The following is a 26,866-nucleotide window of genomic DNA, read 5'->3' as shown; positions in this document are numbered from 1 at the left end:
CGCGAGAGGGTGAGGCTTTGTCGTCCTGGCTGGCGCGCCTCTCGGGTTGCTACTCCATGAGCCTCCGGCGTCTTCTCGATTCGGTAATGGAGGGCGTCGAAGTCCCTGAAGATGATCTTGACCTCTCCCCTTCGCCAGCATTGCTGCGGACACTAACTCAGCGAACGGGAGTCTCTCCGGAAACGCTCAACCGCATGAGCCTGATCGGCTGGACCCCTTGGCTAACAGACTCCCTCGAAGCCGAGCCTGCCGCGTTCAATACTTACGTCGGCCAATTCTCCGTCCTGCTTGCCCGGGGAGGACGGCCCCCTCGGACCGTGGCGGACTGGCGGGCCTGGATCCCTAGCAATCCGTTGAGCAGGGCATGTCCACAGTGCCTCGACGACCCTTCCCTGCAAGGACTGCTCCTCGCTTGGAAGCTGCCGTTGATGCTCAGCTGCCCTGAACACGGGTGCTTTCTGGAACCGTGTATCGGCGTCCGCGGTAACTTCGTCATTCTGGCTCCCACGGATTCGCGACATGGAAACTCCGGCGCGCTTGTCCGCGCCATGGACAGACTCACCTGGCAGGCTCTCACCACCGGTTATGTGGAGCTGCCCCGCCGGGCTGTACATGCGGGAGTCTGGTTCCGGTTGCTGCGGACCATCATTGATGAGCTGAGTGGACCGTTGTCCGAGTGGGGTGTCCAGGCTGCTGGCCTTGAGCGACTGTGGGGCGAGTGCGATCTGCCCTTGCGTGGAGGGCTCACCCGGTGGCAACCCTTCGAAGACGCGCCTTGGGAGCAACAGGCAAACCTGCTCATGGGGGTAGCCCAAGCAGTCGACGCCCTGATGTCAGGCCACATGGCCGGCCGGGGCACATCTGCGCACCTCTTCCTTCCAGAACCGGAACACCCTATCGGTGACGGCACCCCGCCCAGGCCAACGGTCCTGCGGGACGCCGTGGCGAAACTGGACAGGATCACCGCGGCTGCGCTCGGCAACCCCAAAACCGCACAGGCACTCTTCGATCTCGCCGCCAGCGCCGTGCTCCGGAACAGATCCTTATAGACCTTCGGCTGTCAGGCTTTCCGGTGGTCGGGGTGGGAGGTGATGTATTTATCCGGAATGCCTTCGGACCTCAGCGCCTCGATCTGACGATCAAGATCCTGCTTCGCGGTGGAGACCCTGGCGTACCCAATATCCATGCCTCAAATGTACCGAAAATTGCTTTGTACGGATCCGATGGGACATTCCGGTGAGCATAGTTCTGGGACGAAATCCCAAGGCGTGTTGCATCCTTTGAGAATGCCCGGCCAAGCCGTCCCACTCCCAAGGGAGTGGGACACTTAAGCGTGTAGCGTTTAGGGCACCCCGGATTCTGTCGGTCGAAGCAACGCCTGTATTAGGGGCTTGCGGCTATGTATCGACGTTTGGATTCGCCTGAGGGCGCGCGGTTTCTTGCTCTGATTCGTGAAGGAAAGGGTCTCAAACCGTCATCCCGCGCAGCGGGTGTCGGAAAGGAAACAGGATACCGATGGCTGTGCGAAGCGTTCCTGGAATTGCGTGGCTCGGGTCTTGGCGCCGAAGCCGCGGAGACGAGGCTTGGATTCTCCTCTTCTCGAGTGAACGAGTGGGAGCGCAAATTCCAGCAGGACGACGGACGCCATCATTTCCAGGTCGACCCGGACGTGGAAGTCACGTTCTGGGCCTCATACCAGGAAGGCGCCAGCCTCGCGAAAGCAACGCAGGATGCGGGAGTCAGCAGGGCCAGCGGATACCGCTGGCTCTACAATCGCTTCGCCCTGTTGCGGGCATCGAACGGACCGGCGAGGGTCCGGAACGAGCTGCGGCTGCTGCCGGGCACGGCCGCAACATGGGACAAGAGATGGAAGACGGAACTTGCCGCTGCAAAGGAGCGCCTCGACCGGGCTCATCAGGCCGGAATCCGGGACGCCCGGATGTTCGCCGGACGGGCGGCCCAGAAGGCCTCCCCGGCGAAGGCTCGACGTGATCTGACACGGACACGCTACTGGGACCTGGTGAGTGCCGGATCCAGCAACGCGGAGGCCTGCAGGATGTTGGGTATGAGCAGACGCGCCGGCACAAAACTTAGGAACCAACGAGCTGAGCAGAGCCATATGCGGGTTCCCGTCCAAGGCTCCGGACGCTACCTGTCCCTACTGGAGCGCATTCAGATCGCTGACCTGCTCCGGCTGGGCTGCTCACTGCGGCGCATCGGGCATGAACTCGGACGCTGCCCCTCAACAATCAAAAGGGAACTGGACCGTCACCGCGACGGCCACGGCCGGTATTCTCCGCACGCTGCCGATCACAAGGCCAGCCAGCAGCGGCGCCGGCCACGGCGTCGGAAGCTTAGACGGAACCGGCGACTTCGCGCGATCGTGCAGCGCAAGCTCAATCGCCACTGGTCCCCCGAGCAGATCTGCGGCTGGCTTGCACTGCAATTCCCCTTCGAACCGCGCCTTCAACTGAGTCCCGAGACCATCTACCGGGCATTGCTCTTCAACGATGACGGCGGTCTGGATAAGAAATACTGCCCCCGACTGCGCACCGGACGGAAAATCCGCAAACACCGCTGGCGGACCGGTTCGGGTCACGGCGCCGTGGTCCGGAACATGACCATGATCAGCCAGCGACCGCCCGTCGTTGAGACCAGGACCGAAGCTGGCCATTGGGAAGGCGACCTCATCGTCGGGCCCGGCTCGACCTCAGCCATGGTGACGCTGCGGGAACGCAAGACCCAATACGGCATCATCATCAACCTGCCAATCGACCACACCGCGGCCCGGACCAACGCTGCCATCACCGCCGCGTTCGCTTCACTCCCACCGCACCTGAAGCAGACTCTCACCTGGGACCAGGGCGTAGAGATGGCCCGCCACCAAGAGCTCGCCGCAGCGACAGGCATCCAAATCTACTTCGCAGAACGCTCCAGCCCCTGGCAACGGGGAGCCAATGAGAACTTCAACGGGCTGGCACGCCAGTATTTCCGCAAGGGCACCGACCTCTCCAAGCACACCCATGAATACGTCAAGAGCGTCTGCAACGAGCTGAACACCAGGCCCCGTAAGACCCTCGGTTACCTCACGCCCAAGGCACTGTTCCAAACCGAAAAACGCACCCCGCCTGCCACCTCCGGATACACTCGAAAGCAGCCGGCTGAACTGCCGGACTCACTCGAACGTTGCGTCGATCACTAGAATCCGCCGCACCTTCACCGGGCATTTTTGCGGGCGGGTCTTACGGGAATCTACTAGCCCTAACGGCACGGACGCCGATGCGCGGTAGATCCGACCGCGAAGGGACCGGCTTACGGGCCACTGGTGCGTTGTCTTTCCGGGGCATCGTTGGTCATGCTCCACGGCGATGTGGCTAAGGGATGAGGTGATTGCCCGAGCGCCCGGAACAGGCTGAGGCTTGGAGCCATAAAGTCGGCTTCCGGCCAGCTCACCTCAGACGTGCCCTCCCTAACGGGGTCTTTCGTTTTCGGCGTCGTTGCGTTCGCTTACACGGTTCGAGCGAAGGAAGTACACCCCCAAGGCTGCAGCAAAGATCGCAAACGCGATCTTTAAACCGCCCAGGACGAAATTGGATTGTGAGATGTCAAAAATTCCATATATGAGACTTGCCAAGGCCATGATTAGACTTGCGACTGCAAAAAACCTGTTCGTGGGTAGCATCTAAGACTCCTTGCAGCCGCGCAGCCGATCGCTATTTGAACTTAACCGCTGCTTCCTATTGAAAGCACCAGTCGTCGTTGGCCCGAGCATACGTTGGAGAGGGCCCAACCGTCGACGGTCAAATAGGGACGAATGTAATCGAGCAGGCGCGCCCATTAAATAGTGGCGCACCCGTCCTTCACGGCGTCGGGACTGCCCCCCGGTTTTGTTGACTCCATCACCTAACGCGCTGGGTGACCGCAGCGTCCGTTGAGGGATCCTTCACCGGACGCTTCAGACTGGACTTAGACGTGCGGCGGGGCGCCGCCGGTCCCCTCGGGCTGGAGCAACCATCAACGCTGGAAAAGCCGCGAGAATCCTGCGCGTCGTCATCCCGGAGACGCTGGCGGCCAGATTCGGGTGTCAAAGCGGGCCGGGTAGCCGAGCTCTTTCGCGGCTCCAAGGACGCCCTCAGGCCATTCGGCCAGGAACATCCACGGCATGTTGTCGTCAGCGAGGAAGTTGATCCGGGTCCAGGAATATAAGACGTGAGGTCGGCCTGGATAAATGTCGCGGACGGCGGAACGCTGTAGCCGCCAGGGGCCGAAGTAGCGTGCGAGCCACCGGGACCTCAACCGGAACTCAAGCTGCGAGGGGCTCATGCTGAGTATGACCCAGGGTCCGATGATCCTGAATCTTCCGGGGATTGCGAGCCCGCCTCTAAAAACATATTCCATCGGTGCCTCTTCGGATTGCGGTCGGTATGTCCCAGAGGTAGCAGAGACCGCCAGTTGGAAACCAGATCGAGGTCGGACCATCAATTGGCTGATGTAGTCGCAGACGGGCACGGCTTCACGATGTGCGCGCTAATTCAAGGAGCACGGAAACGGCGACAAAAACAATTCCGCCTATCACAGAGACCACGCCGTACACCCGAATATAAGCACGCAGCCAACGTCTGGCCTCATCTACCGACCATAGCTCCGCATATGCAGCAGCGTAACCACGATAGTTTGTCGCCAGGACCATGCCCCCAACGAGCCCATCAAGCCCAAGTATTCCTATTGAAAATGCGACGACAGGCCTTTGGCCGTGGGATGTGGCCAGGGTTGCGAATGCGATCAGGAACACTGCAAGGGATGCCAGCGCTCCTAAGCGGAGCGGCATCGGAAGCTTCCGGAGACGCTCGATGTATCTTGTCACCGCTCGTTCCTCCAAGAGATGGACCCGCGCACCGAGACCGGCGAGCCAGCCTGCTCCGCTACCTCGGGCGTTTCACGCCCACTTTGATCCATGAAACAAATCTCCCACATCGTTGTCTGGAATTTGAAGGGAGCGGAACAAGAGACCAGGGAGATTTCTGTTTGTAGATTCTGTCGCTTAGCGGATGTCCTTTCGGGGATCCTCAAACGGTCGTACTCGCTCGGGCGACAAACAGGCCAAGCTTGCGGGTGACTCTGGGTGGAGTTTCGTGCACTCTTGCTAGCCTGACCCCAGCGGGAAGAACAGCCGCACCAACAGGGGAGTCCATCGATGGCGGTTAGACCAGTACGAATTCGGGGCCTCCGAGCAGCAGCAATACGTGCTTCAGTGCTACTCCCCTCAGGCTGCAGTCAGCGGCCTGAAGTGGGCCGGGAGGAATTGATCGGGACTTTTCTTCTTCTTCACAAAGGTTCGGGACAATCGTGATGATTATCGTGGTGCTGCGGCAAGCACCTCCGGCACCACCCTGTTTCAAAAGGCGTAGGTGTCGGGGTGAAGGTTCACTGGTCTTCGGTGTTCAGGATCAGGTCGGGGAGGTGAAAGCGCCCGGAACTCGTCAAGTTCTTCGTAACTTTCGCTTCAAGGACCTCAGGATCGGAGCCATCGCCCAACCCACCTGAAGCGCGATGCGGAGAATCGTCCAGACGAAGACAAAACACCACAGGGCATTAAGAATGAGGAATATTGCAGCTGAGACGGGGTTCCCGACCGGATCTTCCACGTTGATGCGTCCGACGGTGGCGAAAACATAGCCAAGTAGGGGTACAGCAGTCAATGCGGCAAAGAGGCTGAATGATTCGTCGCGGACCAGCGGCGTCATGAGCAGGATCAAGGCTGAGATGCCTGCATAACTCCAAGCAACCCAGCGGATTCGTCTCATTGCCCGCGCCTTAGTGGAATTGTTGTCGTTTGCTTTTTCCTGCACGGCAGTGTCGCCTCTCAATCCGTCGCGTCAACCGTACTGGCGAGTCTATCGGCCAACATAGCGTGGGTAGTCTTCCGGGACGATGTCTCTTGTTATGTTCAACGGATACGTTCCCCAATAGAACTGACTCACGAAGTCATAGGATTGTATGTCCCCGGTGGGAACCGGAGCCGATGAGGAGCCCATAACGGTCAGTCTCTTTATCTTGTCCACTTCGTCGAATTCAAAACTAACGGATCCGGGGTAGGCGGGATGCCCATCTAGGGGTTCGAGGGTGTAACCGGTGGAGTGAATTTCTTTGACCACAACGTCACCTCCGAGATCGCCGAGTAGGGGAATGCCGTCCATGCCCCACCATCGAGTGGTCAAGCGCTGGCCCGCGCGCTCCAGCTTCGCGGATCCCTGTTCGCCGAACGGAGTCCAGATGGGTGGGAAGATATCGCCAAAATGATTTCGGACCTGTGAAAAAAATTCTTCGTTCGTGAGGTTAGAGGATCCGATCAGGTAGGAGTGTTTGTAAGACCACTGAGCCGATGGCGCCTTGCTGACGCCCGGCGAAGCTGCGGGCTTAGCCCCCACGACACCCGACGAGGGCGGTGTAGCCAAACGCACGGTTTCTTCAGGTCCGTAGAACTTTGGTCCCGATGCGTACTCAGCTGTGGAGTATGTCCCCTTACGGTCGTCTTCGCAGTCGCAGGTTGGTTTGAGCCCTGTGGAGTCTGAGGCGTTTATGACGTTGCCGAAGGCGTAGGTGTAGGGGGTGAACCCTCGTTGGTCTTCGGTGTTAAGGATCGGGTCGGGGGCGGTGAAAACACCGAGGACTGGGTCCATGTCGCGGGCTCCGAGGTGGGTGAGGGAGCTTATGGTGTCGTCGAGTCCGGCGATGTATCCGTTGGCTGCGCTGAACCCTGACGCGCTGGCTGCGTTGGTACCTGTGCCGGAGGTGGCGGCCGCGGCGTTGGTGAACGCGGCGGTGCCGGTTCCGGTGCTGTTGGCTCCGCGGGCGAGGCCGAGGGGGTCGGTACGCCGGACGAGGGTGACCGCCCCGGTGCCGACGGTGGTGTTGGGCAGTGCCATGGTTTGGGCGGTGTTGATGTTGTCGCCGATGATGAACGCGACCTTCGTGCCCGCACTGGTTGCGGTGCGTTGGGCCACGACTTTACCAGCAAAGGTGTAGGTCTTGGTCGCCGTTTTCACGCCGGCGGGGGTGGAGTGGGCCGTGATGCTGCCCAGGGTGATGGTGGTTCCGGTTCCGTCGGTGATGCCGACCAGGTTCCCGGCGGCGTCGTAGTACCGGGCACCGGTGCTCCCGGCACCCGTGGTGGGTGCTGGTGGTGTTCCGGCTGTCGCGTTGGGGTTCGGGTTGGCCGGGACGGTGCTGGTACCGGTAGTGGTATCTACCTTCCCGTCAAGGGTATAGGTGATGGTTTGTCCTGCACGGCCCGTCATCCGCCCTGCCGTGTCCCAGGTGAAGGGCTGTGGCGTGGTGGTGGACCCGGCGACGGAGGTGACGGACTGGACCCGGTGGGGTCCTACGGTCCCGGGTGTGGGGTAGGCGTAGGTTTCGGTGACGGCGAGGGCGCCGTTGGATCCGAAGCGTTTGACCTGGGACCGGTCACCGGCACCGGTGTAGGTGTAGGTCTGGGCGTAGGGTGCGGGCCCGCCGAGACCAGCAACGCTCGTGGCACTGGTGGACGGTGCTGTACCGCAGGCGGTGGTGGCGGGTGTCCAGACGGCTTTGATCCGGTCGGCGTGGTCGTAGGCGTAGCACTGGTTGTCGGTCGGTGATGATGGGCGTGCGGTGTAGGCCTGCTGGCGTGAGGTGATCCGCCCTGCCGGGTCGTAGGCGTAGCTGGTGGTTCCCAGGTCCTGGGGGGTGATGCCGAGGTAGTTGGTTGCCTGGGAATTGTCCAAACGCCCGGTCGTTGCATCCCAGGTGAAGGTCACATCGATGCTGCCGGCAGTGTTGGCGCCGGAGGAGAAGTTGTTGTCCTTTTGGGTGTATTTGGTCAGCTGGTTCAGGTGGTTGTACATGCCGCTGCCGGCGTACATATTCCCGGACCCGATGACTTCTCCGGGGTTGTCGAACTCGTCCCAGCCGTAACCGACAGTTTCGGCCGGCAGGCCGGCGATGGCAGGGGTTCCTGCGACGTCGGTTTTGCCGGTGTACGTGGTGGTGTTCGTGAACGTGTAGGTGCCGTTGAAGTTGGTCAGCCCGGCCGGGAGCGTGGTGGTGGTGGTTCCCGGGGTGTAGGCCAGGTCGAACCCGGTGAACGTGGTCGTGACGGGCTGGTCGAAGGCGGCGCCGTTGTTCCTGGTGGAACTGGAGAGCACACCCAAGGTGCCGGACCCGTCGTAAGTGTTGGTGATCAGGGTCTTCTCGGTGCCGCCAGCGGCGGTGACAGTCTGCTTGGTGACACGGTCAAGGACGTCGTAGGTGTACTTCGTGACCGTGTTCAACTCATCGGTCCGGGACGCGACCCGGCCCGCAGCATCGTAGACGATGGTGCCTGTACCGGTGTCGGGGTCTTCGCTGCCGATCTGCCGCCCTGCGGGGTCGTAAGCCCAGGTCCACAGGTTGTAGCCGTCGCCCATGCGGGTGAGCTGCCCGAGGGCGTCGTAGATGTAGGAGCTGACATCGGCTGAACCGGTCGCGGTGGTGCCGTAATACAACTTCCGGCTTTGGATTTTGCCGTCGGTGTTCACGAGCGTGGTGACCGGGGACTTGGTGAAGCCCGTGTCGTCGGTGACGGTCACGGTGGTGGTGTCCACCCCGGTGTAGGCGTAGGTGGTTTTGGAGATTTCGTCGTTGTCCCAGGCCATGGCCCGGACAGCCGAGACCCGGCCTCCGGCCTCGTATTCATACAGGGTCGATGAGGGCACCGCGATAGTCGGCGTGACCAGAACACCGTCCGGGTCGGAGAAGACGTAGTAGGCGTTGCGTTCGAGGTCTTTTTGCCCGGCGGAGTTGTAGGTTGTGTCGGTGACGATCGTCCCGCCGCCAGGTGACTGCGCCTGGGTTTGCCGGACACGGCCCATGCCGTCATAGATGGTGTAGCTGGTGGTCTGGTCCTGGTGGCCGCTCAGGACCGTTTTCTTCACCCAGGACGGGCTCGTCGCTGAGACGTTGTAGCTCGTGGCCACCGTCGGGATCGGATAGCTCGCCTGTGGGCGGCGGATATCCCAGGACCCGGTTTCGCGTCCGGACGGGTCGTATTTGGCGCTGGTTTCGTGACCGTTCTGGTCCACGGTTTTCAGGGTGTTCCCGCGGATCGAATCCAGGGTCGTGACTGTGGTCCACAGCGCAGCGTTCTTGCTCGTCACCGTCGTAACTGCGCCGGTGGCCGGGGCATAGGTGGTGGTGGTGACCCGGGCGGTGCCGGTGCTGTTATCCGTGGACTGCGTGGGACGGCCCAAAGCGTCGTAGACGGTCGTCGGGCCGACCTGCCATGCTGTGGCGGTCCCACCGGAGGTGGCAGTGGCCGCGTCAACCCGGGTTTTGTCGGCCTTGGTGGGTGTGACGTACCCGGTGCTGCCGGGGACAGCGGAGGTGGACCCGTCGTACAGGACACGGGTGGACTTCAACAAGGTCACCCCGGGGGTGTTGCAGACCGCGGAGTAGGTCGAGGTGACAGCGGGCAGGGACAGGATGTTCAAGCCGGTGTTGTCGGCGTAGCTGGTCGTGGTGCACGTGTCGTCGGTGAGGGTGCCGAGTTCACCGTCATCACTGACGGCCACGACCCTGCCCAGGGTGTCGTAGGTGTTGGTGGTCTTGGTTGTGCGCCAGCCGTTGCCTTGGCTGGAGGCGATCTGTGTTTGGGTGAACTCGGTCCCGGTGAAGTAGGCCTTCACCGACCCCAGCGCCGCGGTGGAGGTCGCGGTCGGGTTCCCCGCCATCCAGGGTTTGGTGACGGTACCGGTCAGGTACGTGCCGCCGCCGCCCTTGTAGCTGCGCTTTTCCAGAACGCGGCCGGCAAACCAGGGCCAGTCAGGAACCGAGGCCGTCACGCCATCGGAGGAGGTGACAGTTATGGAGCGCATACCGCCGGAGGTGTTGGCCGGGGTGCCGTGACCGCCACGTAAGTACGTGGTGATCGTGTAGGGGTTGTTGGTCTTCACGGGGTCGTTGCCCGTGAAGACCTGAACCTGGGACCAGCCACCGAGCACTGACCAGGTCTTGTGGGACCCGCCGGTGGAGGTGTCGTACGTGGGGCCAGCGTACTTCCACAACGGCGTGCCGATGTAGTCGTAGGTCGTTTGCATCGGGGTGCTGCCGTCGTTGCCGGAGCTGGAATACGTCGTGACCTTGGCCACCGGGTAGATGTTGAAGTACGACAGGTGTTCTTCCTCAACGATCGGGTCCGTGGGGACCCAATATTGCGGGAAGCACCGTCGTGTGTTCGATTCCGGGACGATATCGGGGAAACCGTCGGCGCTGCCGCCGGTAATGTCTTCTTTCTTGCAGTCAGCCGGCATGTAGGCCACGTCGGTGTGGCCGCCTGTGCTGTTGCCGATGTAGTCCAGGCGGATGCGGTTCATCGAGGACTGGCCAGAGCGGATGTCCTGGACCCGGTTGTACTTGCCGTGCCCATCAAAGACGGTCGGCGGGTCGGTCACCCACTGCGTTGTCCCTGTTGTCGTGGTGTCCGCGCCTTGGTGGATCACTGAGAGCAGCCACAACGCGGGCCGGGTCCCATCCCCGGGGTTGGGCATGCTGTGCCCGAGGGTCCAGGCGTCGGCGTTGCCGTAGCTGGAGCCGACCAGGGTCTGGGAGACGACCGTCCAGAGCCGGTAATGGGTGTAGAAGGTCGGTGCCTGGACGGGGCAGTTCGAGGCGGTGGGGCAGTTGAACTGCTCATACGGGACATCGTTGCCCGCGGCGCAGCTGACGCCTTGTTCGCAGCGGCCGGTGTAGCCCAGGTTCACGATCATGGGTGCTTTGGCGCTCAGTTCACTGCCGGCGCGCATGCCGTAGTCAACGCGGGCCAGGCGGCTGGCCCGGACGTAGGAGTACGTGGGTCCGGTGCCTGCCTTGGTGTGGTAGTAGTTCGTGTCCTGGGTGTAGTAGAACGCCTGGGAGTTCCCGTGCACGTCCACAACGTAGTCCAGGTTCCAGGCGTAGGCCTGCTGGCAGAAGTCCGGGATGGAGAGGAGTTCTTTGCAGGGTTGGGTGCTGGTGGCGGCCCGGACCGGGACGTAATCGGTGGAGTTGGTGTTCTGTGTGGCGCTGGTCCATCCCGGGAGATGGTTCACGCCGAAGAAGTACTGGGTACCTTCGGGATCGGTGATCTTCCAGTAATCCCCCGCAAAGGTGCCATTGGATGCGCCGGTGAGGTACTCGAGGCGGCTGCCGTCATCGTTCTGGAGCCGGTATTTCAGTTTCGGGTCGGTCTGGTTGGCGTCTTCGACGATGAGCCCGGAGCGGCTGCCGAAGGAAATGCTGAATTGCTGCCCGCCGGGGTTTCCGCACAGGTCCCAGGTCGGTGTCCCTGCCGGGAGCTGGTCCTTGCAGGAGCCGAACTTCTGCCGGATCGTGCCCGCGCCGGCGAGGGTCCAGCCGTCGCCGACGACGGAGGCCTGGGTGTTCGTTGAGCTGGTCAGCCCGTCCAGGATGGTCGAGTCATACGCCAACCCCAGGGCAGGGGTTTTCCCTGCCGGTGCGTTGCGGATCGGGAACGGGTAGTTCCAGGTGAACCCGCCGGTCTGGCCGGTGGTCCCCCACGTGCCTGCGCCGACGCTGGGCAGACCGGTGAAGTTTGAGGTGCCGTTCGAGCTCGTCGGCACCGAATCCGTCATCGGCATCCTGCCGGTCTTTTGTCCCACGGTGGTCGCGGTGGGCGCGTCACCGATCACGGTGTCAGGGGCCGGGGCGGCCGCGGTGGCCTCAACCCCGGCAGCGGTGGCGGGTTGTGGTTCGGTCCAGCGTTGGACCGGGACCGGGGTTCCCATGTCCGGTGTGGTGGGCGTGAACGCCGCCGGCGCTGGTGCAACCTCGGGGACGGTGGTGAACCCGGAGCCGGAGACGATCAGCGCCGCCGACAGCGCCGCGGTCAAAAGAACTTTGGCAGGAGCTGCCCAGATGTCGGTTCTTCTCATTTGAGCAGTCCTGTCTTTTCCGTGCCGTTGGTGTTCATGAAGGCGTCCTGGACGCTGTCGAACTGGGCCGTGGTCAACATGCCCTGGGTCAGCACAGGCCGGTAAATCTTGCCGTTGAACTGCTGCCCCCCGGTCATGCTCTGCCCGATCACGACCTTCTGGGTCGACCCGGCACTGACGATGTTGTTCTGGGACGCGGCAATGACCCACGTCTTGACCGTGGTTTGGCTGGTGGAGCTGAGCCGGAGCTGACGGTTGATCTTGTCGTACACGGCCGTGACGTACCGCCATTCCCCCGCCACCAAGGGAGCGTCGGCCTTGACGATGTGGCTCGAACTTGCCCCGGTCCAGGCCTGCAAGCGTGCCGCACCGTTCAGTTCATCGATCTCCAGTGCAGCGCCCGGGGTCGAGCCGGCGAGCTGGGTGATCAGCGACTGGATTTGGCTGCCGATCGTGGTCGGGCAGACCCAGGCGGCCATGCTGAAGTTCTCGGCCGTGTCCACGGCCCGGGCCGCGTACTCGGCCTTATCCCCCGCACCGAGCTGCAGCGCGCTGGCGTTCGTCGTGCCCGTCGCGTCGGCAGTCCCGCAGACGCCGGTTGGTTTGCGCTGCTCACCGGAAGTCTGGGTGGTCACGATGGGTTTCCACACAGCGCTGCCGGACAAGGTCAGTGGTTGCACGGTGCGGACCGGTTCCGGTTCCGGTACGGTGATGGTCGCCGTGGTCGGGAGCCCCTTGCGGTAGTCTTCGCCGCTGACGTTCCCGGCAGCATCAAAAGCCCACACCGACAGATACGTCTTCTTACTGACCGTGCCAATGTTGATCACCACCCCGTCCTGCTCGGGACAAAGCACGATGTATTCCTTGGTCGGCGGGGTTTGGCAGGTCACCGAGGCTGGCAGTGTGACTTGTGCTGCCTCGCTGACGGCGTAGATGAAGCCGCTGGCCCGCATCTCGCGGGTTGCTGTGAATGAGTTCTTGATTTCGAACTGGTACGTGAACTTCCCGGGCTCGTTCACGGAGTCCGTGTAAGCAGCCACGGCAGGGTCCGGCTGGGTCAGGGCTGTGCTCTTGGAGGTCAGCACCGGCGGTTGCGGTGCCGTGGTGTCCACGGTGAAGGGGAAACTCATCAACGGTGAGATCCCGCCCCAAATGTCGTAAGTTCTCGCCTCAAGGACGTAGTCCCCTTCGGCCAGCGAGGGCCCGCCCCAGTCGATGGGCACCTGTTTCCATGTCGGGGAGGTGTTGTAGACCGAACCGCTGAAGACGTTCGCTCCGCCCGCGGCCGGGCGGACGCTGAAGTCAACCTGGATGTTGCCGCCGTCAGCGTCCGGGTCGCCAGCGAAAACCGAGAGTTTGGGCCTGTCGATTCGGGTGACGTACTTGGACTGCCAGGGAACGTCCGTCCACCGGCCGGACTGGACTGAATCGATCGCCGGGCCGTACGGGTTGCGGTTGTAATCCACATCAAGGGTGGCGCCGTTGGAGAAGCGCTTCCAGCCCAGGCCGCTGCTGTCGAGCTCGTTGTCAGCCGCGAGCATGATCGTCCACTTGGTCGAGTTCAACAAGACGTTCTTGCCCGCCATCAGATCGAAACCGACGGTGCCTGCCGGGCACGCAGAACTGTAACCCTTTGCCACCGACGCGATATCCGTACGCATCGTTAACGACGGCTGGTTGTTCCACGTCGTGCTCGGGCTAACGTTCCCGGTAATCCAGGACGCCACACCCGTCGCCGTGCAGGACGCCGACCAGGTCTCCAACGCACTCAACCGTGCCGTGATAATCGCCGCACTAGTGTCGAACGGTTTGCCCTCAAACTGGTAGTACGTCCTCGCCAGGTGCTGGACCCCGTCCGGGGCCCAGTACGCCGGCAGGTAGCCCACGTTGACCGTTGAATCAGTGAACTGGCCGTTCCAGTACGACGTGTTGGGAAACGCCGTATCGACAAACACGTACGAGGTGCGGGCCTGGTTCCAGAGAGGGTCAATGTAGAGCGGGTACTGCAGGCCAGGAGTGTCAAGGATTTCCGACATCCCAAAGACCTGCGTCTGCTGGTCCCCGTCCTGCCCCAGGCTCAACGTAAAGGGTCTCGTCAGGCCTGTCGTTCCCGGGTCGGTCGCCGATGCACCGTTCTGGGAGGAATCCCACCACTGGCCACCCGTCGTGCGGAGTTCAATCTGGCCCGTGTCATCACCCGTTGCTGTCAACGTTCCCTCGGGAGACTGGCCCAGCTCTGCGTTGTCGGCATCCAGGAAAAGCCGCATTTGGGTGACGCGCGGATCAGTGGCAGCCTGTGCCGACTCGATCTTCAACACCTGGGAAACACCGGTCTGGTGCGCGATCTGCACCAGATCGACACCCGGCAGGACCTGCCGGTACGTGGCCGTGTCCCCGTCGAGCACGGGCTCAGGCAGGGTTCCGAACGGCCACGACTGCGTGATCGAATGGCCCTTCTGGTCATCGATTGTCGCCATGTCGCTGGAGCCGCCAGCACCGATCGTCAGGTCAACCGGGACCTGTTCAGGTTTGATGACGGTCTTGCCATCCTCAACGGTCTTGACCAGGTCAGTGGAAATATCCGCCCACCCGCCGCTGGTTTCCATCCGTACCGGCAACGTCGAGATCGAACGGGTAAAGGTCCCGTTCGGATTTGCGACGGTCAGATCCGTAGGAGTCGTCGCCGAGTCCACCACGACCTTCTCCCCCGACGCTTTCGCCTCAGCCTGGGCCGCTGCTTCAGACCCCGGCTCGATGTCGGCACTGCCGGGACTCGGTTCAACTGCCGGGGCCATCTCCGCCAGCTGAACACCCGAGCTGGCAACCGCGGCAGGCACGACAAGGCCAGTGTGGAACAACGAGACCGTCAGCGCCGGTACGCAGGCACGACGAAGGAACGCAGCACAAGAAGCCACAGCATCACTTTCCGGAGCAAAAGTCACTCGACAGAGGGATGCATCAGTTGCCGTCAGGAGCCCCCAAATTCGACTAGCGGGAGGAGACTATCCCCCATTAAGGGTTTTGCCAAACAAAATCCAGTCAATATACAGAAAGGCGCCTTATCATACGATCCTCAATTCCCTCGGAACGCACGAATACAACCTGCAAAGGTTTCCAAAAAACAAAACGGCCATCTCGCAGAAAACATTCGCGCGTCATCATCACGTAACAAGCCAGCGGACGGCTTTCCAAGGGAGAGGCGCTCGACGCAAACTTTCGGATCTGTCATCCCGTCACTCAGAGGGTGAAGAACGCCCGCGATAGGGGTAAATCGGGTGACACACTCGCGCACGGTAGTGGATCCTTCACCGGACATTGACCGGTGTCTTCATCCTGCCGATGTGACAACATGTGTTCGTGTCCTTCGATGTGTACTTCCAGCGCTTCAAAGACGGCGATAAGGCCTCCGGTGGAGGGGAGATAGTGCGCCAGATCCTTCAGCCATTCATCGTGCGTGAGAATCCTGAGCAGAATTTTGCACTCGTGGAGTACGGAGACGGTTCGGTCGACGTCTACCTCGATGGTGACAGTATGTTGGCTAATCACGTCGGAGGTGAGAAGCCTTGGGACCTACTCGTTGAAGGAGCTCGGGCGGCCGGCTGGGTCATCCTTCCAGTTGGATACCAAACGTGCATCACGGAAGAGGCACAGCGCTTTCACTTGCCAGAAGGTCTCGACCAGGACGTGTCATTTGTTCGCTCGGGAGAAGAGTTGCTTCAAGTCATCCGATCCCTGTAACCAGGGAGAGACGCTGCTTCGCCGCACTACCTGCCAGGATTACGCCGAAGGCACGCTAGGTGGCCCTTGTACTGGGTGAAAGCAACGCCCTGTCGAGGATCCTCAAACGGTCATATTCGCGCCCGCGACAAGCAGCCGAGGCTTACGAGCTGACGCCGCGTGGATTCGCGGAATCCCAACAACTGCATTTGCATAAAACGCTGCACGAAACCGGAAGGCAAACAATGCTGGGTTGAGTTTCGGGCACTCTTGCTAACCTGAGCCCAGCGGGAAGAACAGCCGCACCAAACAGGAGAGACCATTGATGACCGTTAGACCAGTAGGCGTTCGGGGTCTTCAGGCAGCAGCGATAGTCGCTTCAGCGTTACTCCTCTCAGACTGCGGTCACAGGCCTGAAGTGGGTCGGGAGGAATTGATCGGGACATGGGTCTACTCCGCCGGCGAAAGCTCTGTTGGCAAAGATGTCCCGGCCGCGACTCTGGAACTGAACGCCGATAACACACTGGTCGTCAAGGATTTTCCTCTGGACAGCCTCTCTGAGGAATATTTGAGGACTTCGGCCATATCGTCCTCCGGGATCTGGGAGTTCGCTCCTCGGCTGGATAAATCAGAGGCCCGATACGAGAATCAATCCGGCGTAATAGTGCGAGTCACCGACCCAGGGAAAACTGATCTGACAAAGGTGCGTCGAGATCTGTTGGTTGAGAAAGACAACGATGGGGCCGTTCGTATCACTATCTATCCAGGAGGTGTGGACAACTTGGACCGGAAATACGTCCTTTCCAAGCAGTCCTGATCCCAGCCCGACGAGCCCTTTCCTCAGTAGATTTTCTTCGCCGGGCTTGTGGCGGATTCCTGAGCACCCGTTGAGGGATCCTTCAGCGGGCCGTAATGAGGAGTAGGTCTAGCCAGGCATCTGTTGTAGTGCAACAGGGATGTAGGTCAGCACATTGAGTAGGGCCCAGGTGGCTAGTCCGTAGCCGAGTACGAGGGCCGCTATCGCCATAGAGCGACCCCTCTCATTTTTTCGCTTGATCTGATTCAACGAGACGTGTCCAGCCCCCACAGCAAAAGTCGCAAGAATCCCGAGGCCAAAGAACCAAATACCGGCAAAGGCGAGACCGGCCAGGGCAACGGCCACAATGGCCAGCACGTTAGTCCGGCCAGTGGTCACCGGTGCCTTCGTAGATGACATACTCACAGTTTCCCCATTTCGTAAGCGTCAATTGAGTCTAGCCACGTAGCAGAGGCTCCCGCATGACCGCCCGGTAGAGGATCCTTCACCGGGCGCAGCTTGAGTCCGATAGGTCTTGATCGGATCATTCACCCCATATGGTGGTGCCATGACCGAGATGATCGCTTGGAACCTGGCCTTTCGTTGTGGCACTGGCCTTGGCAAAGCACCAGGACGAACTGCCGAAGCTGCCCTGCCAAGCCAGCCGCCCTCAGGGTGGACAGGAAGTCATGGGCCGGGCGTTCGTTGGGAACACTGGCCACGAAGCCTCAACACTGGTTTGCCCATGATGCATGTGCTGACTCTCTGGCTACCCACAGACTTCCAAAGGCGCGGTCCCCAGTTTCCGGGGATTGCCATATTTGCTGGTGAGGGCCACTTCGCAGTGGAAGACAAATTTCCCATCCCGAGCGCTGAGTCAACCGACCCGTTCCTACGCGACCTTGCAGCAGCCGAGAACCATCCCGGCCTGCTTAGGCGCAGACACCTGATCGACGGAGAATTTGCCATCCTCTGGCTCATGCATGATGAGTTGGCTGCCGGCCCGACGGCAGCTCGTCCCGATCTTCGTGCCAAGGGTGAGCATGTCGACGAATCACAAGGTACTAATGCTTGGGACAACGTCGAACCAATCAGCGACATTTGGTTGATTCCGCGAGTCGATCCGAATGCTGGCAAGATACCCGTCGAACTCTGGGGAGATGAGGTCGGCCCCGATGGGTATGTCCATCCTGCAACAGGTGCGGGCAGTCTCGCGGACTGGGCAGAACCCCTATTCGCCAGAAGCCACTTGGGCGGAACTGCCTTCCCCGTCCAAGCAATGCCTGACGGGCTTACTCCTTGGTACCTCGAACTGGAAGAGATCTCGGGGCTCAACTTCGGCGGTGGCGGCAACGCTCAATTCGATCTGGAATCCGATACGTTCGACTGGGCCTGCGGATAGCGCAATCAGGGTATCTGGCCGTAGCTTTCTAAGCGCCTAGACAAGGCCAAGACCAGTCAACGACATGTCGCGTAAGCCGATCCCTTCACCGGACGCGTGCTAGAGGTTAGCAGCGGCGCCGGGCGAAGTGAGAATCGTGCCGTCCGAGACCAGTGCCACGCGGATGGATGCAGCGTGGAGGTCGATTGTGCCGAGACCCCCTTCAACGGTGTAGTGGTCTCCCTCGATGATGAGTGAGTCGATATTGCCGTAGTCGACTGACCCGTCAGGGTCACGCGAAGGCCGGGAACTGAGCTGACCCGTCCAGGTCAAATCTTTTACACCATCGAACACCAGCACCCCCTTGCGGTAGCAGTATTGCTCTCCAGGGCGTGCCGGGGCATAAGAGGGGTGTTCCTCGGTCAGTACGAACTCCGCAGTGATGACAAGCTGTCCTCGGCTTGCATTGATGTCCAATACCCAGCTGTCTTCCAGGTAGAAGCCCCTAAGAACTTCATGCTCAAAGTACTTTCCCAACGTCGGTCTCCCTACCTGCCATGTCCGATGAATCGCGCGGTCCGGTCAACAGTAGCGCTGGGTGCAAAGCAGAGCACATGGAGGGCGATCTCCATCCGGGCGTGCAGGCGATGGACACCGCTGGCGACTGGCGGCAGAGCTTTCACAAGGTTGCTAGATTGAGTCCGTGAAACTTAAGGCCAGCCATAACCCCGTCTTCAATCAACTGCTGTCGTTGATTCAAGAGCACGGGTGGGCGGTACGTCATGTCGGCGCGGGTGATGAGGCTGCCTTTTCCTACACCGTTGGCCTCACAGCCCTTGGGCATCCAGAGATTGTCATGGAGGGCCTGCCGTTCGAGGTGGCTCAAGCCTTCCTGAACCTCATGGGTGAAGAAGTAAAAGCAGGTAAACGCTTCGTCCCGGGAAGCATTACCACCGACCTCACCGAACCTCCAGCTCCCATCGCTTTCATCTCGGTGGAGAACATCGCTGGACTGACGGCGGTGGCAGAAGTTTACGGCCAAGTAAAGGCCCTACAAGCAATTTGGAGTGACTCCACCGGACGATTGCCCTGGGAGTCGTCCTACCGCAATCCTGCGGATGCGCAACCTCTCTTGGGTCCAGTACCCGACTCCTTCAAGTAAATTTCTGGGTTCTTGCTTGATCGCAACATCGCCCGTTGCGGGATCCCTTAACGGGCAGTCGTGCGGGAGCTCCTGCTACCGCAGGTAGTCCGATAGCATTGCTCCCAATTAGCCGGCGATGGCGTTGGACTGATTATCAAGAATCTCCGGAAGGCAGCGCTCGACGATGGTTGGAAAACCTGCACGCCCTGGGTGGTGGCGCCGCGGTGAGTTGAAACCCCGTTTGCTTTTGCTAGGCGTCATCCTGGGGGTGGCTGGATCGGCCGTCTATTTCTTCAGTTTGGGGTGGGGTAGGCCAATAAAGCTTGGGGAGCTCCTATGGGCTCTGTTCGCCTTGTTCTTCATCACGCTAGCCACAGCAGCTCTCGGACTTCTCGTTGCCGGAATCGTCGATGTCTTTGAGCGCGTAGTGCCAGAATCGTCATCCCGATCGAGGCGTGCGATGTTCACAGGTGGTGTAGCACTGGTATCTACATCCGTCGCGACCTTTGCCTTCTTCAGTGTTCTTCCCTTGGTACTGCATGCGGATCGCTGGGTGACGGCTGCTGCCACCGGAATTCTCGGAGGCGCCGCATTTGCCGCGCTTTCCTACTGGCACTCCGAAGAGGTATGACCGCTGAAACAGCGCCCGGTGAAGGATCCTTCACCGTGCGTCTCCTTGGCGATTGACGGTTCTGACCCCGCCTGACACCTCAGTAGCCTCTGCGCAACGCCATATCTTGCACCTCATCACGGAAAATGGGAAAAGCTCGTCGAGCTGTGTTGGGGACTTGAAGAGTCCTTGTTTCAATGGCTTCCACTCGGAGCCTTGCTCTGAGTATTTTTGCAGCATTTCATCTTGGTAGGAAGTTATGAATTACATCCTCGTTTTGCAATGGCCAGGTCGCTCTGAGGTTGACTACGACGAACTTATCGCGATGGAAGACCTGCTTCTGGAGGAACTCCCGGAATCGCACGGAGTGGTGGACGGGCACGATTTTGGATCAGGCGAGATGAACATCTTCGTTCACACAGAACGGCCGGTGGAGGCGTTTGCGGATGTGATGACGGCGTTGAGTTCTCAGCCACGGTGGACAGATGCCCGGGCAGCGTACAGGCCCATCGAGGCCGACGAATTTGTAATTTTGTGGCCAAAGACCCTCAAGCACTTTTCGGTGTCGTGACGATGCAATTGACCGCTCTTGGTTGCGACGTAATGGCTGACTCTTGAGGAGAGCCGGCGCAAAACTGCACCCCAGACGGCGACAGTTTATGCCGCTACATGCGTCTTCCCGGGGGGGGGGGAGAAGCGAGGTGCAACCTGGGTGCCGGCAACGGCTGACGATATGCTATGCATCCACCTCGAGGAAGTCGAGGTCGCTGGTGCGTCAAATGAGCGCCTTTACAAAGTCGGGTTCCTCGTCCCGGACCTCGCAAGGCCCTTCGCGCGCCCCGGTGCACAGCTCGTCATTCTGGAGGGCCCGAAAATTGTAGCTAAGGACAGCTCAAGACGTCTTCGATGCTTGGTAGCTGTGGACGGCCTCGTCCAAGGGTCAAGCGTCGCAGAATCCGGATCGCATCCGACCCGTCTCAACCGCGTCGCTCGAATTGGCGAAGCCGAGACTCGGCTTACAGGGGATGCTTGGTCGTACGCGACATTTCCCCGCAGAGCTTCAAAGTGTTTCACCATGAGCGAGTACCTGGACGGGGATGAGCGGCGCACCTAGCAGTGAGCCTTGGGCTGGCTTATTCCGTCGCGGCAACTAAGGGAAGCCTTGATGACCGGGCCGGTCGCTGCGTCACGGAACGTACCACATACGTTACATTTCGCACGCCCCTGCGAAACGCTCGCCAAAGATGACCAAGGGGACGACGCGCCCGCAGTTCTGGTTATGCCAACGCGTCCCACTTCCTTAGAAGTGGAACACCCAAAAAGACGTAGTCCGGGAGGGACCACTGCGGAACTGCGGCTTGCCGGTCAGCACCGGCGATGAAACACTCTGGCCATGAGTCCTTGGTTCGAACGCCAGAAGGTCACGCCGCCAGCGGCTGAAGCTACCGTGCACTATGTATCTGCTTCTGCCATTATCAATGCGTCAAGACAGCGGGTCTGGGACTTCATCAAGCCAGCGGAGAACAGCGTCCTGGTTTCCCCGGATGTTGTGCGAGGCTTCCGAGCTCCTGGCGAGGAGGGAGCCGGTGAGATCCAGGTGTTCATCTCGATGCGCGATGGACTAGAGCATGTTTCGGCCATAGAAGTCGTGGAAGAGATTCCGCTGGAACTGGCTATTACCCGGACCCTGGGTGACAAGGATCCACGTGCGCGTGGGCGGACTTTCTTGCGAGGCGAAGCGGACGGGGTAACGGTTCTTGAACACGGGCAGTACTTCAGCCTGCCAACTGAAGCCGCAGGCCACTTCCATCACTATGAAAAGCACTACAGGCTCCACTGCCGACAGTATGTCGAACGGGTGAAAGCATTTGTTGAACAACCTCAAGCGGCTGTCGCAGATGCTCCTCCTAATGCCGAGCAGTGAAATCCATCACCTAAAAGAGGATGCACTCGACATCGCCCACACACCAGGCGTGGGTACGTCTTTTGGCCAGATTAAGCGGGGATACCCGCCGGGAAGACATGGAGGGGGACGGCACAATATCTCTCGGAACTACCAGAACGCCTGGGCGTGGAATGCAGACTCCCCCAGCCAATTTGACCATCGGCAGCCAATTGAGCACTGCGAGATCACGACACACGTGGAATTCTGTATGAGATTCTGTTGGCTCGCGCGGGATTTTGGGCCCCTGGCAGCTCGAGCGTTCAGCGATCCGCGATCTCTACCCAGGCCGTCCGAACGCCCTTTCACCTTGGGGGCGGGTGAACTTTCTCAGTAAGGAGAACCTGCCGTGGTCGTTTCTGACCCAGTGGCCACTGGACGTGCTTGAAGCCGCGGAAGAGCCCGGCTACCCGGTTCGATAAGACGTCGGAATCCCATGAGGGTTAAGGGTGGATATGCACCGGCTGGCGTGAGGCTGACTTCGTAGCCGAGGGTCTTGAGCTGGCGGACGGCTCGGTTTCTGGCCTTGTTCAGGATCAGCGCTGTCGTGCCCAGGGCAGCCTTCAGGTAGCTATTGCCCGGTCTGGTTCTGGTGGATTTGATGTCTCCGGCGGACTCATTCGAGCCGGGGCAGACACTGCCCCATGAGGCCAGATGCGCCAACGTGGGGAAGATGTTGACCGCATGCTTTTCTGCGCGTATTGCGCTAACACTTCTGGGTCGCGCTCACTGCCAACCAGTGCCTCCAGCATTGCCCGCGAAGAGACGCCGGTGAGGTTGCTTAGGCTGTCGCCAATCAATGCCCGGAGCTCGACGACGTCACGATCGACCTCGCCCAGCAAGTCGGTGACACCGTCATGGACGTTGCCGTCAATGAGCTTCTCGGCTCCGGAGTGGAGCACGGACCGGATCGACTGGCGGGCCTCCAACCGCTGACGCCCCTTTTCCGCCCGAGCGCCTTAGCTCTGACTCGAAGTCACCGTAGTCCCGGTGTCAGTGGCAGAAGTCTGCTGAGATCTCGGCGAGGGTGCGCCCCTTCGTCTCAGGCGCGAGCCATTGCGAGAGGACCGCACCGAGTAATGCGACGACGGCGGCCACCACCATGCTTGGGCCCATGCCAATATTGGCGATCGCCCAGGGCAGGGCGAAGGTGCCGAGTGCAGCGCCGATGCGGCTGAAGGCCGCGGCGAAGCCCATACCGATGCCGCGCAGGTGGCCGGGGAAAACCTCGGCCGGATAGACCTGGGTCATCGTTGTGTAGCCGGCATTGAAGAAGGAGAAGGCCAGGAACAGGGCCAGAACCAGGATGGCCGGTGCGTCCGCCCAGACCCCAATGACCAACAGGATTCCGGCGCAAAGCCACTGCCCCGGGACGGTGAGGATCCGCCGGCCGAGCCTGTCAATCAGCAGCACGGTGGTGACAACACCAGCGGCCGCCAGTGCGGACAGGCCGACGCCCCCAGCCCAGCCGCCGCCGAACCCGAATTGGTTGAGCACCTCGTCAGCGAAGGTCGCAATCGCGAAGTACGGGGTGACCGCGCAGAACCAGAAGCCTGCGGTAAAGAGGGTGGTTCGCCAGTATTGCTTCGAGAACAGCATTGAGAAGGAAGCGTTCTTGATGGTGCTTCTGTCCTTTGCGGCTTGCGCCTCCTGTACCATCCTCAGGTTGATCTCTTCGGTGATGCTGTCATGCATTTGCGGTGATTCGACGTACTTGCGTGCGATCGCCAGTGCTTCATCGCGCCGCCCCTTTGTGATGAGCCAGCTCGGCGATTCGGGGAGGCCGATGCGGGCGACGAACAGGACGGCGGCGAGTATAGTGCTCGTGCCGATGACGAGGCGCCATGGAGTGCCGGCGTCGTGCAGTAGCGTGCCAATGATGAATGCCATCATGAAGCCGACGTACCAGGCGATCAGGGTCAGCCCGAGCAATCGCCCGCGGAGCTTTGGAGGGGAGAACTCTGATAGCAATGGCCCACCGATTGAGTATTCGCCGCCGATCGCGACGCCCATGAAGAACCGGATGGTGGCCAGCTGGATCACGGCGCCGTCCCCGGAGGTTACGAAGAACTGGGCCGCTGAGGCGGCCAGGAACAGGCCCATGTCCACGAGGAACATGGGCTTGCGTCCGAACTTGTCAGTGGCCCAGCCGGCCAGTGGGGAGCCGACGAAGATGCCAACCAGCGGGCCTGCCGCGATCATGCCCAGAGATAGTGCGTCGAGCTGGAGATCTGACCGCATGGGTCCGGTGACGGGGCCGATGATTCCGAGGATGTAACCGTCGAGGAACATCCCGCCGATGAAGACTGCGACAAGCCGCACCATGAAGCGGCGTTTGAACTTGGAGCTGGTCTCTTTTGATATGGAGGTGTCGACGGAGGCCGTCGTGCTGGTCGGATGGATCATTGAGATTTGTTCCCTTCTGGCTTCAGCGCAAACCGCTGACGGCACCAGAGCGCCGTTTCCTAGACGCACGGACAGCCGCAGCCCTTAGCGACCGGTGGACGATGCCGACTGGCTCGATGCCAGCCGATATGGCCGCGCAGGACTCGCGAGACGATTTCGGCGTCGTCATGTATCACTGCTGTTCGAGACGGATATGGCAAGGCCTTGCTTTCCGGCTCCCTCGCGCCGACCCATCGAGATCAAAACCTCGAGTCGGGGTCGGCAACATGTGACATATGACTCATATATCAGAACTCTAAGGGTGGGATCCGCCCCGGTCAAGAGCTTGACAAGCTAATTGGTTGTATCCGTCGACTCTCACCACGGTCTGACTGAACCGGCGCAGGGTCCGTGCCGCAGTCATACGAGTTCCGGGGGCGCGTAGTGGACCGCCTCGAATTCGGCCGGCGTCGCCATTTGCGATGGCTGCCGTGGAGCCTGCGGATCAGAGGACAGCAGCGCTACCGGTGAACACGTTCCTTACGCCGACATATCCCCCACCCCAGGCGTCCCCTCAACCAGGGCGTAACGCTGCATCACGGCACCCTTCGGCGAGGCGACCACCGGCTCGATGAGTTGCAGGTTCGTCGGAACCACCCCATCGGCGAAGACCTTCTTCCCGCCACCGAGGAGGATCGGATACACCCAAAGCGTGAGCCGATCGAAGAGCCGCTCGGCGAACAGCGTCTGCACGAAGTCGAGACTGCCAATGACGTGGATATGTTCGTGCCTGCCACGCAGTTCGTTCAAGGCAGCCACCACATCAGGACCGATCAGAGTGGATCCGGCCCACTCCAGGGTTGGCGTCTGGCGCGAGGCCACGTATTTCGGGATGCGGTTGAACAGCTGCGCTATGCCGCCGTCCTGATGCGGCCAGTACCCGGCAAAGATGTCATAGGTCCGGCGCCCAAGAAGCAGCGCGTCCATCCCCACCATCCCGGATTCGACCTGTTCGCCGACCACGTCGTCGAACAGAGGCGCCTGCCAGCCGCCAAACCTGAAACCACCGGCCGGGTCCTCTTCAGGTCCGCCCGGCGCTTGCGCGACGCCGTCCAGCGTGGTGAACAGGTCGATATGGATGAGTCCCATGCCGGGCTCCTTCTCGTCCGCCCGTCGTCACCCCGGCGACGGGATCACTCCGAGGCTTCCACAGGACGCCTTGCGAAGCAACGGCCACCGGAGAACATCGACGACGGCGAACGCACGTGCCGCTGCGGCCTCACCAAACGTCGGCGCTAGCAGCGGTCTCTAGACTTCCTCGAGCTCCAACTGCGGCGCCGGTTTCCGGAACCCGCGGGTCAGGAAGGCCAGGTACGCCAAGCCCACGCCGGCCCAAGCGAGCCCAAAGCCGATCGACAATCCGCTCAGGCTCGTCCACAACCAAATGGTCAGCACAAAGCCAACGCCAGGCAGCACAAGGTTGTGGACCACGCCCCGCGCACCACGTGCCTTCTCATCGAAGAAGTAGTGCTTGATGACGGCCAGGTTGACCACGGAGAACGCGACCAGCGCGCCGAAGCTGATCAGTGACGAAATGGTGAGCAGGTCCAGTACAAAGGCCAGCAGCGAAACGGCTGTCGTCAAGAGAATCGGAAGCACGGGTGTGCGGAATCGAGCATGCAGTTTGCCCAGCGCAGCGGGGAACACCCCACTACGACCCATCGAGTGAATGATCCGCGACACGGACGCCTGGGAGGTCAGCGCCGATCCAAGGCTTCCTGCAATGTATGCGGCGGTGAAGAAGGCGACGAGCAGGTTTCCGCCGGCTGCGCCAATGACCTCGATGGCCGCTGCGTCCACGTCATTGAACGTGCTGACCGGGAGTACCAGGTGGCTGATGTACGCGAGCCCAAGGAAGATCACGCCAGCCAGGACTGTGGTGAGCATGATGGCCTTGGGCAGGTTGCGCTTCGGGTCCTTTGTTTCCTCGGCGAAGGTCGAAACGGCGTCGAATCCTAGGTACGAGAGGCACAGAATCGCTGAGCCTGCCAGAATCGGTGAGACGCCTTCGGCCCCATCGGCGCCGGTGAACGGGGCCATCAAGTCGAGGTTGCCGGCGCCGGTGATGGATGAAAGTCCCAGCGCAACGAACAGGACGATGAAGAGCCCCTGCAGTCCCACCACCAGGAAGTTGGCCTTGGCGATCGCGGTGATGCCCAAGATGTTCAGTACCGTCACGGCCAGGATGGAGACGATCATGAACACCCACGCAGGGATCGCGGGGAATGCGGCTTCCATGTAGATGCCGATGAGCAGGTAGTTGATCATCGGCAGAAGCAGATAGTCCAGCAGGAGCGACCATCCAGCCATGAAACCAAGGCCGGCTCCAAATGACCGTGTCGCATACGTGTAAGCGGATCCCCCAAACGGAAACGCTTGCGACATCCGGCCGTACGAGCGGGCCGTGAACAGCATGACCACAAGAGTCACGGCGTACGCGGCCGAGAGGCGCCCGCCCGTCAGCTCCACGACGATACCGTAAGTGCTGAAGATCGTCAGCGGCACCATGTAAACCAAGCCCAGCAACACCAGCGACGGAACACCGAGAACGCGGCGCCATCCCTGGTTTGCATTCTGCGCGGAAGTTGGCCCCACAGGCTTCTCGCCTGCCGGTGTATCTGTTTCAAACGTGGGGGTCATGGGGATCCTAATGTCTACTGACGGGGTTGGGAACTGCGGCGGAGCTGGGGTCGGGCTCGCGCAGATGGCTATGGGATTGTTAGCCCTTCGGCTAACCGTGGAGGAGAACCTCGGCAACGGTCATAAATGAATGACGTTCGTTTATTAAAGCGGTGAGCCGCATCACAGTCAATATGTGACGCAGAACCCCGCTCCGCTGCATCCTGGCACCCGGGACGGACTCTTATGAGCCCGACATCCGAATAT

At 60.9% G+C, this 26,866-nt stretch carries 20 protein-coding genes; 9 read left to right on the top strand and 11 right to left on the bottom strand.

What is annotated here, in order from left to right:
- Nucleotides 1-17 precede the first annotated feature (17 nt).
- Nucleotides 18-1,049, top strand: coding sequence for a TniQ family protein (locus ACZ5G6_RS06150; RefSeq protein ID WP_498690169.1), 1,032 nt, complete (start codon nt 18-20; stop codon nt 1,047-1,049).
- Nucleotides 1,050-1,060: 11 nt separating this feature from the next.
- On the opposite strand, the gene ACZ5G6_RS06145 is transcribed toward ACZ5G6_RS06150, so the two are convergent.
- On the bottom strand, nt 1,061-1,186 hold the full coding sequence (locus ACZ5G6_RS06145) for a recombinase family protein (protein ID WP_223936201.1): 126 nt from the start codon (nt 1,184-1,186) through the stop codon (nt 1,061-1,063).
- Between the two features lie 213 nt (nt 1,187-1,399).
- Here ACZ5G6_RS06145 and ACZ5G6_RS06140 point away from each other — a divergent pair, with 213 nt between their 5' ends.
- A complete protein-coding gene (locus ACZ5G6_RS06140; RefSeq protein WP_498690166.1) occupies nt 1,400-3,202 on the top strand; it encodes an IS30 family transposase in 1,803 nt (600 codons plus the stop codon).
- An 848-nt stretch (nt 3,203-4,050) separates the two neighbouring features.
- Here ACZ5G6_RS06140 and ACZ5G6_RS06135 read toward each other — a convergent pair.
- The 4 genes from ACZ5G6_RS06135 to ACZ5G6_RS06120 form a co-directional block, all read right to left on the bottom strand.
- Nucleotides 4,051-4,323 carry a hypothetical protein gene (locus ACZ5G6_RS06135; protein WP_223936199.1) on the bottom strand — a complete coding sequence of 91 codons (273 nt, stop codon included), beginning with the start codon at nt 4,321-4,323 and terminating at the stop codon, nt 4,051-4,053.
- Nucleotides 4,324-5,480: 1,157 nt separating this feature from the next.
- The gene (locus ACZ5G6_RS06130) at nt 5,481-5,804 is read right to left on the bottom strand and encodes a hypothetical protein (protein WP_498690164.1); all 324 of its coding nucleotides are present in this window, start codon (nt 5,802-5,804) and stop codon (nt 5,481-5,483) included.
- 90 nt (nt 5,805-5,894) lie between these two features.
- Nucleotides 5,895-11,945, bottom strand: a complete 6,051-nt coding sequence (locus tag ACZ5G6_RS06125) for an RHS repeat protein (protein WP_498690162.1) — start codon at nt 11,943-11,945, stop codon at nt 5,895-5,897.
- A complete protein-coding gene (locus ACZ5G6_RS06120; RefSeq protein WP_498690160.1) occupies nt 11,942-14,860 on the bottom strand; it encodes a LamG-like jellyroll fold domain-containing protein in 2,919 nt (972 codons plus the stop codon). Before ACZ5G6_RS06120 ends, ACZ5G6_RS06125 begins: the two co-directional genes overlap by 4 nt.
- Before the next feature lie 442 nt (nt 14,861-15,302).
- Between ACZ5G6_RS06120 and ACZ5G6_RS06115 the strand changes: the two genes are divergently transcribed.
- Both ACZ5G6_RS06115 and ACZ5G6_RS06110 read left to right on the top strand, forming a co-directional pair.
- Nucleotides 15,303-15,683: a hypothetical protein gene (locus ACZ5G6_RS06115; RefSeq protein WP_498690158.1), complete on the top strand. Its 381-nt coding sequence runs from the start codon at nt 15,303-15,305 to the stop codon at nt 15,681-15,683.
- A 304-nt stretch (nt 15,684-15,987) separates the two neighbouring features.
- Nucleotides 15,988-16,479, top strand: a complete 492-nt coding sequence (locus ACZ5G6_RS06110; protein ID WP_498690155.1) for a hypothetical protein — start codon at nt 15,988-15,990, stop codon at nt 16,477-16,479.
- Nucleotides 16,480-16,587: 108 nt separating this feature from the next.
- On the opposite strand, the gene ACZ5G6_RS06105 is transcribed toward ACZ5G6_RS06110, so the two are convergent.
- A complete protein-coding gene (locus ACZ5G6_RS06105) occupies nt 16,588-16,878 on the bottom strand; it encodes a DUF4190 domain-containing protein (RefSeq protein ID WP_498690153.1) in 291 nt (96 codons plus the stop codon).
- Between the two features lie 424 nt (nt 16,879-17,302).
- On the opposite strand from ACZ5G6_RS06105, the gene ACZ5G6_RS06100 reads away from it, so the two are divergent.
- Complete coding sequence (locus ACZ5G6_RS06100; protein ID WP_498690152.1) at nt 17,303-17,860, top strand: hypothetical protein; 558 nt, start codon at nt 17,303-17,305, stop codon at nt 17,858-17,860.
- Nucleotides 17,861-17,959: 99 nt separating this feature from the next.
- Here the strand turns inward: ACZ5G6_RS06100 and ACZ5G6_RS06095 are convergent, their stop codons facing one another.
- The gene (locus ACZ5G6_RS06095; RefSeq protein ID WP_498690150.1) at nt 17,960-18,376 is read right to left on the bottom strand and encodes a hypothetical protein; all 417 of its coding nucleotides are present in this window, start codon (nt 18,374-18,376) and stop codon (nt 17,960-17,962) included.
- A gap of 166 nt (nt 18,377-18,542) precedes the next feature.
- Between ACZ5G6_RS06095 and ACZ5G6_RS06090 the strand changes: the two genes are divergently transcribed.
- The 4 genes from ACZ5G6_RS06090 (at nt 18,543) to ACZ5G6_RS06075 (ending at nt 21,517) form a co-directional block, all read left to right on the top strand.
- A complete protein-coding gene (locus ACZ5G6_RS06090) occupies nt 18,543-19,001 on the top strand; it encodes a DUF4262 domain-containing protein (protein ID WP_498690147.1) in 459 nt (152 codons plus the stop codon).
- A 166-nt stretch (nt 19,002-19,167) separates the two neighbouring features.
- A complete protein-coding gene (locus tag ACZ5G6_RS06085) occupies nt 19,168-19,614 on the top strand; it encodes a hypothetical protein (protein ID WP_498690143.1) in 447 nt (148 codons plus the stop codon).
- A gap of 238 nt (nt 19,615-19,852) precedes the next feature.
- Nucleotides 19,853-20,164 (top strand): hypothetical protein, encoded by a 312-nt coding sequence (locus ACZ5G6_RS06080; RefSeq protein WP_223936195.1) that lies wholly within the window; start codon nt 19,853-19,855, stop codon nt 20,162-20,164.
- Between the two features lie 822 nt (nt 20,165-20,986).
- Entirely contained in the window at nt 20,987-21,517 is a 531-nt protein-coding gene (locus ACZ5G6_RS06075; protein WP_498690140.1) for an SRPBCC family protein, read from the top strand.
- Between the two features lie 348 nt (nt 21,518-21,865).
- Here ACZ5G6_RS06075 and ACZ5G6_RS06070 read toward each other — a convergent pair whose 3' ends face one another.
- The 4 genes from ACZ5G6_RS06070 to ACZ5G6_RS06055 all read right to left on the bottom strand — a co-directional run bounded on the left by ACZ5G6_RS06070 (nt 21,866) and on the right by ACZ5G6_RS06055 (nt 26,620).
- Nucleotides 21,866-22,198 carry a transposase gene (locus ACZ5G6_RS06070; RefSeq protein WP_498690139.1) on the bottom strand — a complete coding sequence of 111 codons (333 nt, stop codon included), beginning with the start codon at nt 22,196-22,198 and terminating at the stop codon, nt 21,866-21,868.
- Nucleotides 22,199-22,528: 330 nt separating this feature from the next.
- Nucleotides 22,529-23,941, bottom strand: a complete 1,413-nt coding sequence (locus ACZ5G6_RS06065) for an MFS transporter (RefSeq protein WP_498690137.1) — start codon at nt 23,939-23,941, stop codon at nt 22,529-22,531.
- Between the two features lie 519 nt (nt 23,942-24,460).
- Nucleotides 24,461-25,069, bottom strand: coding sequence for a dihydrofolate reductase family protein (locus tag ACZ5G6_RS06060; protein ID WP_498690134.1), 609 nt, complete (start codon nt 25,067-25,069; stop codon nt 24,461-24,463).
- Nucleotides 25,070-25,228: 159 nt separating this feature from the next.
- Nucleotides 25,229-26,620: an APC family permease gene (locus ACZ5G6_RS06055; RefSeq protein WP_498690131.1), complete on the bottom strand. Its 1,392-nt coding sequence runs from the start codon at nt 26,618-26,620 to the stop codon at nt 25,229-25,231.
- Nucleotides 26,621-26,866 lie beyond the last annotated feature (246 nt).

It is taken from the genome of Arthrobacter sp. TmtSoilC51 (genome assembly GCF_055388015.1).
Note: the sequence above shows the minus strand (reverse complement) of the source record. Positions and strands in the feature narration are given on the sequence as shown.